Source organism: Actinomadura physcomitrii (assembly GCF_008923205.2).
GTDB lineage: Bacteria > Actinomycetota > Actinomycetes > Streptosporangiales > Streptosporangiaceae > Spirillospora > Spirillospora physcomitrii.
Genome location: NZ_WBMS02000032.1, coordinates 68,741 through 80,800 on the forward strand (window position 1 = coordinate 68,741; position 12,060 = coordinate 80,800).

7 protein-coding genes are annotated in these 12,060 nt (G+C 72.2%); 1 reads left to right on the forward strand and 6 read right to left on the reverse strand.

The annotated features are described in order from the left end of the window. The first annotated feature begins 54 nt into the window (after window positions 1-54). Window positions 55-2,043 (forward strand): carbamoyltransferase family protein, encoded by a 1,989-nt coding sequence (locus tag F8568_RS32245; protein WP_151597468.1) that lies wholly within the window; start codon window positions 55-57, stop codon window positions 2,041-2,043. A 106-nt stretch (window positions 2,044-2,149) separates the two neighbouring features. Here F8568_RS32245 and F8568_RS49910 read toward each other — a convergent pair whose 3' ends face one another. The 6 genes from F8568_RS49910 to F8568_RS32275 are packed head-to-tail and all read right to left on the reverse strand — an operon-like array spanning window position 2,150 to window position 12,044. Beyond that, entirely contained in the window at window positions 2,150-2,380 is a 231-nt protein-coding gene (locus F8568_RS49910) for an acyl carrier protein (RefSeq protein WP_160573840.1), read from the reverse strand. Next, complete coding sequence (locus tag F8568_RS32255; RefSeq protein ID WP_151597470.1) at window positions 2,377-4,152, reverse strand: fatty acyl-AMP ligase; 1,776 nt, start codon at window positions 4,150-4,152, stop codon at window positions 2,377-2,379. The genes F8568_RS49910 and F8568_RS32255 overlap by 4 nt, the downstream gene beginning before the upstream one ends. Next, window positions 4,149-5,354 carry an acyl-CoA dehydrogenase family protein gene (locus F8568_RS32260; RefSeq protein ID WP_151597471.1) on the reverse strand — a complete coding sequence of 402 codons (1,206 nt, stop codon included), beginning with the start codon at window positions 5,352-5,354 and terminating at the stop codon, window positions 4,149-4,151. Before F8568_RS32260 ends, F8568_RS32255 begins: the two co-directional genes overlap by 4 nt. Window positions 5,355-5,364: 10 nt before the next feature. After that, window positions 5,365-6,504 (reverse strand): acyl-CoA dehydrogenase family protein, encoded by a 1,140-nt coding sequence (locus F8568_RS32265; RefSeq protein WP_151597472.1) that lies wholly within the window; start codon window positions 6,502-6,504, stop codon window positions 5,365-5,367. 15 nt (window positions 6,505-6,519) lie between these two features. Then, the gene (locus tag F8568_RS32270) at window positions 6,520-7,359 is read right to left on the reverse strand and encodes a thioesterase II family protein (protein ID WP_151597473.1); all 840 of its coding nucleotides are present in this window, start codon (window positions 7,357-7,359) and stop codon (window positions 6,520-6,522) included. A gap of 8 nt (window positions 7,360-7,367) precedes the next feature. After that, window positions 7,368-12,044: a non-ribosomal peptide synthetase gene (locus F8568_RS32275; RefSeq protein ID WP_151597474.1), complete on the reverse strand. Its 4,677-nt coding sequence runs from the start codon at window positions 12,042-12,044 to the stop codon at window positions 7,368-7,370. Window positions 12,045-12,060: the final 16 nt, after the last annotated feature.

The window sequence follows — 12,060 nt, forward strand, 5'->3', positions numbered from 1 at the left end:
GCGACCGCCGTCCGCCGCCCCCGGGCGACCCCTGAGGACAATGAGGAGCTCCGCATGCTCGTACTGGGCCTGGCCGGACACTTTTCTCCCCCGGACGTCGAACTCGCCCCGGGCCTCGGCTACGGATACGCCCACGACGCCGCCGCATGCCTGATCAGGGACGGCGAACTGGTGGCCGCCGTCGAAGAGGAACGGCTCAACCGGGTCAAGAAGACGACCAAATTCCCGATCAACGCGATCCGCGCGTGCCTCGCCACCGCCGGGGTCGCACCGTCCCGGATCGATGCCGTCGGGCACTACGTCAGGGAAGACTTCCTGGACATCGCGCTCGGCAATGTGTACGCCGAGAACCCGCGGCTTCCGCTGCGCAGCTCCCGCGAGCTCATCACCGGCCATCTTTCGGACGGACTCGGCATCGACGTACCGTCCGATCGGCTTCTGTACAACGAGCATCACGTCTGCCATGCCATGTCCTCATTCGTCAGATCGGGCATGGAAGAGGCACTGGTCGTCGTCATGGATTTCCGCGGAGAACTGCACTCGACCACGATATTCCTGGGGCGGGAAGGACGCTTGGAAAGGCTCGCGGCCTATGGCCTCGAGCAGTCGCTCGGAAGGTTCTACGAGAATCACATCAAGCTGCTCGGCTACCGGCTCGGCGACGAGTACAAGGTCATGGGCCTGGCGCCGTACGGCAACCCCGACACCTACCGCGGCCTGTTCAGCTCGATGTACACGCTGCGCGACAACGGTGACTTCGACCTGAACACGAACCCCAACGCGTTCCTGATGAACGGGTTCCTGCCGCGCAGGCGGGACGAGGAGTTCACCGAGCGGCACCGCGATTTCGCCGCCGGCCTCCAGGCCGCCCTGGAGGAACTCGCGACGCACGTCATCGCCCACTGGGCGGAGCACACCGGGATCACCCGCCTGTGCTTCGTGGGCGGGGTCGCGCACAACAGCAGCCTCAACGGCCTGCTGCTCCGGTCGGGACGGTTCACCGAGATCTTCGTCCATCCCGTCTCGCACGACGCCGGCGCGGCCGAGGGCGCCGCGCTCGGCGCCGCCGACCTGCTCGGCGCATCCCGGCCGCAGCCGCGCCTGCGGTCCGCCAGCGTGGGCCCCGGGCTCGGCACCGCGAACGAGATCGAGAAGCAGCTCGCCGCCTGGGGCGACCTCATCGAGTACGCGCAGCCCGCGGACATCGTCGCGGAGAGCGCGCGGCTGCTCGCCGACGGAGCCGTCCTGGGCTGGGCGCAGGGACGGTCGGAGTACGGGCCCCGGGCGCTCGGCAACCGCAGCATCCTCGCCGACCCGCGGCCGGCCGGGAACAAGCAGCGGATCAACTCCATGGTGAAGAAGCGCGAGGCCTACCGCCCCTTCGCCCCGGTGGTGACCCGCGAGGCGGCGGCGGAGTACTTCGACCTGCCGGCGCGGACGAAGGCCGACTACGAGTTCATGTCCTTCGTCGTGAACGTGCGCGAGGACCGGCGCGCGGAGCTCGGCGCGGTCACCCACGTCGACGGCAGCGCACGGCTGCAGATCGTCGACCCGGACGCCGCCCCCCGGTTCCACCGCCTGGTGCGCGCGTTCGGCGAGCTGACCGGCACGCCCGTGCTGCTCAACACCTCCTTCAACAACAACGCCGAGCCGATCGTGCAGGACGTGCGCGACGCGCTGACCTGCTTCCTGACCACCGGGATCGACTACCTGGTCGTCGAGGACTTCCTGGTCCGGCGGCGGCGGGACGGCGAGCCCGCGATCGACGGGCTGATCCCCGAGTTCCGGCCGGTGGCCCGGCTCGTCAAGCGCGTCCGGACCACGGTCTCCGGGAAGCGGGACGTCGTCCATGAGATCTTCATGGACGTCCCGTTCGGCGCCAGGACGCAGATATCCGCGGGCGCCTTCGCCGTCCTGGAGGCCGCGGACGGCGCGCGCTCGCTGGCATCGCTCGCGGACGCGGCGGGCGGTCTCGACGCGGACATCAGGGCCGAGCTGTACCGGCTGTGGCAGGGCAGGTTCTTCCTGCTGCGGCCCGAGTGACCCGGCCCGCCGCGAACGGAGGCCTCCCGTCCCGGAGTCCGGGAACGGGAGGCCGTTCTCCTGCTCGCCGCTTACCGCCCGCCGCCAGGCCGGTCGCCGGGGCCGGTCAGCCGCCGCCGAGCCGCTGCTCGACGATCCGGTCGATCTCGCCGACGCTGGCGGCGGCCTGGAGATCCTCCTCGCTGATCGCCAGACCGAACCGGTCGGACAGGCTCATGGCCAGTTCGACGATGGTGAGCGAGTCGAAGCCCGCGCTCTCCAGGCTGATCTCGGGGCGCAGGGCCGCCTCCTCCAGCTGGAGCTCGTCCACCAGAATCCGCCTGAGCTCCTCGTTCACGTCGGCTCCCTTCCCGTGTCCCGCCGCCCGGCGGCCTCCGGCGGGCCGGACGCGTCGTCGGCGATGATCAGTGCGCCGCGCCGGTACCGGTCGCGGCAGTCGCGGCGCTGGAGTTTGCCGCTCGACGTCTTCGGCATGGTGCCGCGCCGCAGGAAGACGACATCGTGGACGTACACGTCATGGTGCGACGCGACCGCCCGGCGGATCATGGCGCGCAGCTCGCGGGGGCCCGCGCTCGCGTCCCGCCGCGTCTCCGCGAGGATCACGAGACGCTCCTGGTCGCCGGTGTCGACCGAGAACGCGACGACGTTGCCGGACCGCACCGCCGGGACCTCCTCCTCGACGGTCAGCTCGATGTCGCTCGGATGATGGTTCCGGCCGTCGATGATGACGAGGTCCTTGCTCCGGCCGGCGACGAACAGCGAACCGTCGTGGACGAAGCCGAGGTCCCCGGTGCGCAGCCAGCCCGGGTCCCCGTCGAGAACGGCGTCGAAGACTCCGTCCGAGCGCTCGTCCCGTGTCCAGTAGCCGGCGCAGACGTTGTCGCCGCGCACCCAGATCTCCCCGACGTCCTCCGGTCCCGCCGGCAGACCGGTCGCCTCGTCCACGATCCGGACGTCCTGGCCGACGGGGCTCCCGCAGCCCACCATGGTGTACCCGCCGGCGTCCCCGTCCTCGATCCGCCGGACCCGGCCGGCGGTCAGCTCGGCGCGATCGAACGTGCGGACGGGCGGCTCCCGGTCCACGGGGACGGCGGTCACGACGAACGTCGCCTCGGCCAGTCCGTAGACGGGGGTGTGGGCGCTCGCCCGGAAGCCGCACGGCGCGAAGGCCTCGGTGAAGCGGGCCAGCGAGCGCGCCCGCACGGGCTCGGCGCCGTTGCCCGCGTAGACCAGCCGGGACAGGTCCAGCCCGGCGCGCTCCTCCGCGGGGATCCGGTCCACGCACATGTCGAACCCGAAGTCGGGGCACAGCATGTGCGTCGCCGCGCGGTCGCCGAGCAGCCGCAGCCAGCGCCGCGGCTCCCGCACGAACGCCAGGGGCGTCATGTGAACGGCCGGGAACCCGATCGCCAGCGGCAGGACCACCCCGAAGACGAGGCCGAGGTCGTGGAAGAACGGGCTCCAGCTCACGATCGCGGAGTGCTCGTCGAGGCGCAGGCCGGCGATGCTCTGGCGCGTCGCGGCGGCCATGTTCCGGTGCGTCACCCGGACGCCCGCCGGACGCCTCGTCGACCCGGACGTGTACTGCAGGTAGGCCGTCTCCCCGGACTCGGCGTCTTCGGGGGCCCATGGCGCCGCCGGGTCGGGTTCGGCCTCGTCCGGGCAGACGATCTCGACCGGTGCGGCCAGCGGAATCCCGGCGACCCTGTCGCGGACCGGCCGCGGCGCGATCGCCGCCTCGCAGCCGCAGTCGTCCATCGCGAGTGCGATCCGGTCGTTGTGGCGGGACGAGGCCGGCGCCGACAGCGGCACCGCGATCACTCCGGCGTAGAGGCAGGCGACGAACCCGACGACGAAGTCCACCCCGGTGGGGCAGAGGATCGCGGCGCGCGCGCCCGGACGGGCGACCCGCCGGAGCCGGGCTCCGACGGCGCGGACCCGCGCGTCCAGTTCCCCGTAGGTCAGGTCCCGCGCCCGCCCTTGCGGCTCGGTGGAGTAGTCGACGAACGTCATCGCGACCTGGTCGGGATCGGACCGGGCGCGCCGCCGGACGGCCGCGGGAACCCCGCCGGCCCGTCCGGCCCAGACCGTCTCGGAGATGACGCTCACCGCCGGCTTCCTCCCGCGCCGCGGGGGCGCCGGGTGTCGAGGAAGGTGCCGGCGATGGTGCGCAGCAGGATGTTCGACGTCCCCTCGTAGATCTGGCCGATCACCGCGTCCCGGTAGAACTTCTCGACGGGGTAGGCGTCGCTGAACCCGTTGCCTCCGAAGGTCTGCACCGCCTGCGACGCCGCCCGCTGGGCCACCTGCGAGGCGAAGTACTTCGCCATCGCGCAGCGGGACAGCAGCTCGGGAGCCTGGCCGCCGCCGTCGGCGAGGCGGGCCGCGTCGTACACCAGCAGGCGCGCGGCCTCGATCTCCGTCGCCACCTGGGCGAGGGGAAGCTGCACGCCCTGGAACGCGGCGATGGGCTCACCGAACTGCCGGCGTTGCCCGGCGTAGGCGGAGGCCGCGTCGAGGGCCCCCGTGGCCAGGCCCACCATCTGCGCGCCGATGCCGATGCGGCCGATGTTCAGCGTGCCGATGGCGATGTCGTAGCCGTCTCCCTCCTCTCCCAGCCGGTGGTCCTGGGGGACGCGCACGCCGTCCAGGTGGAGCTCGCAGGTGGAGCTCGCCCGGATCCCGAGCTTCCCCTCGTCGGGCCCGACGGTCAGCCCTGGCGCGTCCCGCGGCACGAGGAACGCCGTGATGCCGTACACGCCGTGCTCGGGCGCGGCGTTGGCGAACACGACGAAGACGCCGGCCTCGCGCGCGTTGGTGGTCCAGACCTTCCGCCCGTCCAGCACGTAGCCGCCGTCGTCGCGGCGCGCCCGTGTCCGCATGGCGAAGGCGTCGCTGCCGGACTCGGGCTCGGTGAGCGCGTAGGCGCCGACGAGGTCGCGCGCCAGCCGCGGCAGGTACCGGTCCTGCTGCGCCGGACTGCCCCAGCGGATGAGCGCCGTGTTGACCAGCACGTTCTGGACGTCGACGCAGACCGCCACCGACGGGTCGACGCGCGCGAGCTCGGCGATGGCCAGCGCGCTCATGAAGACCGAACCGCCCCCGCCGTCGAAGCGCTCCGGGATCTGGATGCCCATGAGGCCGAGCGCGAAGAGCTCGTCGATCAGGTCCCGCGGCATGCGGGCGTCGCGGTCCATCGGCTCCACCCGCGGCCGGAGCCTCTCCTCCGCCCATTTGCGGACGGTGTCGCGCAGCGATTCCTCTTCGTCCAGGAGACCGGCGGGCCGGCCCCTGCGGGACGCAGCTTCCATGACGTACCCCTCACTGGAATGCGGAGAGCCCCAAGATCGACCGGGCCACCACCAGTTTGTGAATCTCGGTCGTCCCCTCTGCGATCGTCAGCGACCGGGCGTCCCGGAAGTGGCGTTCGAGCGGGTAGTCCGGCGACAGGCCGTTGGCGCCGTGGATCTGGATCGCCTCCGAGGCGACCCGCACCGCCATTTCGGTCGCGTACGCCTTGGCCATGGACGCCTCGCGGTCGGCGCGCCGGTTCTCCTCGATCGAGGCCAGCGCCCGATGGATGAGCAGGCGCGAGGCGTCGATCTCCGCGGCCATCGTGTAGATCTTGTCCTGGATCAGCTGGAACTCCCCGATCGCCCGGCCGAACTGGCGGCGCTGCCTGGCGTAGGCGACCGACGCCTCCAGCGCCGCCCGGGCGATGCCGAGGGAGACGACCGCGATGCGGCAGCGCGCCCACTGCAGCGTCTTGAAGACGAGCCGCAGGTTCTTGAGCGCGCCCGCCGGGCCTATGCAGTTCTCCCGCGGGACACGGCAGTCCTCGAAGACCATCTCGGAGGTGACGAAGGCCGTGAGGCCGAGCTTGGGCAGGTCCCTGGTCCGGTAGGGCGACCGTTCCCGCTCGATGATGACCGGCCTGATCTCCTCCTGCCCGGTGTCCGCGACGACCCGGCACAGCACGATCGCGTAGTCGGAGATGTCGCCGTTGGAGATCCAGCGCTTGCGCCCGTTGACGATGTACTCGTCGCCGTCCGGAACCGCCCGGGTCTCGACCGCCGCGTTGTTCGACCCGTGGTCCGGCTCGGTGGACGCCAGGCAGCCGATCTTCTCGCCGCGCAGCAGCCCGGGCGCCGCCCGGTCCCGCAGGTCCGGCGGGGCCGCCGCCGCGATGTAGCGGGCGCAGGCGTAGGAGATCATCAGGCAGCCCTCCAGCGAGGGGAACACCCTGGCCAGTTCCTCGCTCGCCAGGGCGAAGCCGATCTCGTCCGGCGGGTCCTGTATCGGGTAGCCGTGCCCGCGCAGCGTCGCCACGATCTCCGGCAGCAGGTCGAGCGGCAGCCGGTCGTCGGAGTAGCGGTCGCCGAGCGGCCTGATGTCCTCCTCCAAGCCCTTGCGCAGGGAGGCCAGCCGCTCGTCCGGCACCGTCACAAGCCCTGTCGTCATGCTCGCGGGCCTCCTTCAGACCGTCTCGTCAAGGCGTTCGATCTCGGCGGCCACGGCCTCGGCGAACAGGCCCGGCGACGAGTCGAGGAAGAAGTGGCCACCGGGCAGCGTGGTGGCCGAGAAGCCGCCCGCGGTGTGCTCGCGCCACGCCCGCAGACCGGGCCGCGACACGGTCCAGTCCTCGCCGCCCCCGAAGGCCGCGATCGGGCAGTCGAGCGGGCCTCCCGGGTCGCGGGCGCAGGTCTCGTGGTCGTAGGTCTCGTCGAGGCCCAGATCCGCGCGCAGGACGGGCAGCATCACATCGACGAGCTCCTCGTTGTCGAGCAGGTCGTTGTGCCGGCCGGCCAGCCGGTGCAGCCCGTCGATCAGCTCCGACCTGGACAGTTCGTGCAGCGGGGGGCGGGTCGAGCGCAGGTGCGGTGCCCTGGCCGCGGCGACGAACAGGGCGTTCGGCCCCGGCCCGCCCCGCCGGACGAGCTCGCGCGCGGTCTCGAAGGCGATCAGCGCCCCGACGCTGTACCCGAGCAGCACGAACGGCGGGCGGACCTGCTCGGCGACGGCGTCCGCGACCCGCTCGGCGAGCGGCCGCATGCGGGTCATCGGCGCCTCGCCGAGCCGGCGGCCGTGCCCGGGGAGCTCCACGGCGCACACCTCGACGTCGCGGGGAAGGTCCGCCGCCAGCCGCCGGAAGACCGACGCCCGGCCGCCGGAGTAGGGCACGCAGACCAGACGCAGGCTCGCGTCCGGGTTCGGCAGCGGGTACTGGATCCAGTTCCGGCGGTCCGGCCGGTCCGCGAGGCGGGCGCGCCCGCCCGGATCGCGGACCCGGCCGGTCCGCTCCTGTGGCTCCTGCATGGGGAGGCTCAGGACGTCGCCTCGGCGTTCCGCCGGCCGGCCCGGCCGAACTGCTCGACGAAGCGCGCGATCGCCTCCTCCGGGATCATCACGCCGTCGCACTGCGGGGGCCCGCCCACGTAGCCGCTCCTGCGCAGGACCTCCAGGTGCCCGGTGGCCCGGTCCGGCTGGGACGGACCCGTCACCGGCCCGATGCCCTCCTGCGCGACGAGCACGTTCGACAGGACGGAACTGGTGATCTGCGTCGTGCTGAACGCGTCGGGGGTGTTGGCCGCGAACCACTCGACGCCGTCCTCCCCGGCCAGCTCGTACATCATCGGCGGCCAGCCGAAGGTCTTGTGCATCGGCGCGGCGCCCTCGATCACGTCGCCCTGGCCGAACAGCAGGTCGCCCTTCTCCTCGATCCTGGCCATGGCGGCGTCCCGGTCGTAGCAGGGCGGGATCGAGTCGTCGACCAGCATGGTGCCCGGCCTGAGCCGCGCCACGTCGACGATGTCGGGGGCGTTGGTGTCCGCGCTGATCACGGTCGCCTCGTAGAACTCCGCGGGCAGCGTGGACGTCCCGCCGATGATCTGGATCTCGCCGGTGTAGCCGAGCACGTCGCGCACCTCGTCGGCGGCCTTCCGCAGCCGGCTGGGAAGCCCCGCCGCCGGGCCTCTCGGGCTGTCGCTCGTCGCGGCGTAGGGGTCGCACAGGATGAGCTTGCGCGGGTGCGGCAGGTGCGTCAGCAGCAGATGCATGGACGCCTTGCCCACCGAGCCGACGCCGAGGATGCCCAGCACCTCGTTCTCCATGCCGCGCCCGGACATGCCCAGCATGTTCTCCACGTTCAGCAGCACCGCCGCCGAGGTGGTGTCGTGGCCGCTGGTGACCGGAGGCAGGTCCGTGCGGTCCTTGACGGCGTCGGCGACGCCGCGGCCGTAGTCCGTCGCCGTCACCAGCAGCCCGCTGAGGGAGATGTTCTTCGCCCCGAGCCTGGCCCCCATCTCGATCCCGCCGACGATCGTGTCGACCAGCCGTTCCCGGTTCAGGTACAGCTCCGCGGTGTCGAGCCGCGGGATCATGATCGTGGCGATGCGGCCCAGGTTCGTGTCGATGTAGCCGCAGAGGTGGGGGGTGTCCATGGCCATGAGCCGGTCCGCGACGTCGCCGGGGTCGATGCCCGCCCGCTCGAACAGTCCCGCGGGCGTGGCCAGCACGCCGGCGCCGTCCACCCGCGGAAGCCTGCCGCTGGCGTACAGCGTCAGCAGATCGCGCCGTTCGGTGGTGACACTGCCCTTGGCCTCCCCGTTCCCCGACGCCCCGCCCGCCCGGCCGTCCGCCGCGCCGTCCCCGGCGTCCGGCTTGCCGAGCACGGCCGACAGCTCGGCGATGGTCGGGTGGGCGAACAGGAACCGCACGCCGAGCTGCTTCCCGACGGTGTCGGAGATCTTCGACACGAGGTTCACGGCCTGCAGCGAGTCGTCGCTGAGGTCGAAGAAGCTGTCGTAGATGCCCACTTCCTCGATGCCGAGCACGTCGCGCCAGTGCTCGCGGAGCCGCGCCTCCAGCTCCGAGCGCGGCGCGGCCAGCCGAGGCGCGGCGTCGAGCTCGGGGAGGTCGGAATCGGCCAGGGCCTTGCGGTCGACCTTGCCGTTGCCGGTGAGCGGCAGGCTGTCGCGCACGATCACCGTCTTGGGGACCATGTACTCGGGCAGCTTGTCGCGGACGAACGTCCGCAGCTCGCCCGTCTCGGGGGACGTCCCGCCGTCCGCGACCACGTACGCCACCAGCCGCTTGCCGGTGCCGCCGTCGCCGTCCGCGGCCAGGACGACCGCCTCGCGCACCGCCGGGTGCTCGCGTAGGGTGCTCTCGATCTCGCCGAGTTCGATCCGGTAGCCGCCGATCTTCACCTGGAAGTCCTCCCTGCCGAGAATTTCGATGCCGCCGTCGGGAAGACGGCGTCCGATGTCACCGGTCCGGTACAGCCGCTCGCCGCTGTCCGGATGGGTGATGAAGGCGGCGTCCGTCGTCTCCTTGTCATGCCAGTAGCCGTCGGCCACTCCCATGCCGCCTATGTAGAGGCCGCCCGGCACCCACGTCGGACGCACGTCGAGGTCGCGGTCCAGGACGTGGATCCGCTGGTTGGCCATCGGCTTGCCGTAGGGGATGCTGGCCCAGGCCGGGTCCACCCGGTCGATCTCGTGCATGATCGACCAGATCGACGCCTCGGTCGCGCCGCCCAGGCTGACCACCCGCACGCCGGGCACCAGCCGCCGCAGCCGGTCGGGCAGCGCGACGGGGATCCAGTCGCCGCTGAGCAGGGCCAGCCGGAGCGAGGCGGGCACGTCCGCCCGGACGCCCTCGGCGTACTGGACGAGCAGCCCCATGAAGCCGGGCACGGAGTTCCAGACCGTGACGTCGCCCCGCCGCATCATGTCGAGCCAGTGGCCCGGGTCGCGCAGCCCGGACTCGTCGGGCAGTACGAGCCGCCCGCCGGCCGCGAGCGTCCCGAACACGTCGTAGACGGAGAGGTCGAAGCCCAGCGAGGACAGGCCGAACACGCCGTCGCCGGGACCGACCTCGAACCGCCGGTTGACGTCGAGGATCGTGTTGAGCGCGCTCCGGTGGGAGATCATCACGCCCTTCGGCACGCCCGTCGAACCCGAGGTGTAGATCACGTACGCCAGGTCGTCCTCGCGCTGGACCGGCTCCAGCGGCTCCTCGGACACGTCCTCGAGCGGGTCGGTGTCGACGGGCAGGCACAGCGTGTCCGCCGGCCAGTCGATGCGCTTGCGGGCGCCCTCCTGCGTGAGCACGATCCCGACCTCGGCGGCCTTCAGGATGCGGTGCAGCCGCTCGCGCGGCAGCGACGCGTCCAGCGGCAGGTACGCCGCCCCCGACCTGAGCACCCCGAGCACGGCCGGCACCTGCGCCCAGCCCTTGTCCATCACCACGCCCACCAGCGTGTTGGACCGGGCGCCGCGCTCGCGCAGCCAGCGGCCGAGGCGCGTCGCGTGCCGGTCGAGCTCCCCGTAGGTGATCGTCCTGGCCGTCGACACGACCGCCGGGGCGTCCGGCCGCTCCGCCGCCCGCGCCGCGAACGGGTCGTGCAGGAGCCCGGTGGGCACCGGCGCGGCCGTGGCGTTCGCCGCGGCCGCCAGTTCCCGGTGGGCCTCGGGCACGATGTGCCGGCGGCTCCGCTCGTCCCAGCTGTCCGGCACCTCGGCGAGCCGGCGCACGTGCCGGACGAAGGCGTCGAGCATGTCCCGGGCCAGCCCGGGTGGGAACACCGAGTCCAGGACGTCCCAGGTGAACTCGAGCCCGCCCTTGCGGACGGCGCTGCGCACCTCCAGGTACACCTGCGGGGTCTGGCTGACGGTGTAGCCGAGTTCGCCGATCCCCGACATCTCGACGCTGCTCATCTCGACGCTGTTGAACACGACGTAGGTGTTGCGGCGGGGCGTCCCGCCGTACGCCTTCGCCAGCTCGCGCATCACCTGGACGCCGCTGACATAGCGGCAGTGCTCCAGGTCCTCGATGAGCTGCCGCTGCAGGCGCCGGGCCCGTTCGAGGAAGGTGGCCCCGGCGGCCGGCATCACGCGCAGGTGGTTCGGCAGCGCGAAGCTGCCGACGATCGAGCCGACGTCCTCGTGTACCGGCAGCCGATCCCAGAACGGCGCGTTGATGCTGAACTCCTCGGTCTTGCTCCAGAGCGCGGCGACGTCGCAGAACGCGGTCAGCAGCGCGGCACCCGGCATCAGCCCGGCCTCCTGTACCCGCGCCTTGAAGCGCGCCCAGGACTCGGGCTCCAGGATCCGGACGGTCAGCGCCTTCGACACCGGGGGCCCGTCGCCGCGCGCGACCTGGATCGGCAGCTCGGGCGGCGGGGGAAGCGTCGGCAGCCGCCGCCGCCAGTAGTCGAGCGCCCGTTCGTGGACGGGCGTCCCCTTCAGGTCCGCCTTGGCGACGACGTAGTCCCGGGTCGTCAGCTCCAGCGGCGGCAGCTCCTCGCCGCTGTTGAGCAGCGACAGCTCCCGGAGGATCTGCATCAGGCTCAGCGAGTCGGCGACGAGGAGGCTGAAGCCGAAGTGCAGGCGCGTGCGGTCGCCGTCCAGCAGGGTCGCGCGCATCCGGAACAGCGGCCAGGCGTCGCGGGCGAACATCTCCCCCGGCATCTCCTGGCGGAACGCCTCCAGCCGCCCCGTCACCTCGGCGGCGGGCCGGCCGCGCAGGTCGAGCACCTCGATCCGGTAGTCCGGCACCTCCGGCAGGATCTGGTTGCGCCCGTCCGGGAGGACGATGGCGCGCATCATCGCGTGCCGCTGGATCAGGTGGCGCCACACGTCCCCGAAGCGGTCCAGGTCGAGCCCGACCGTGTCGATCTCGGCGTAGCCGTTGCCCGCGAGGTTGCCGATCTCGAACGCGTCGCGCCCGCCGGCCCAGATGGCCTGCTGCATGTCGGTGAGCGGGAACGGCTCGTGCAGCCGCTCCGGCGCCGGGACGATCTTCGGGATGGCGGCCGGGCGTTCCGCGGCGCGCTCGCGGAGCACCGCGAGTATCTCGTCCTTGTGCTCTTTCAGCGCACTGCGCTGCTCGTCCGTGAGGGCGTCCTTGGGGGCGCGGACGCGAAGTTCCGCCCCGTCGGCCCAGAGGGTCACGCCCCGCCGTGCGAGGTTCGCCATCAACTCCTGCGCGGTTCCCATCGCCTTGCCTCCAGGT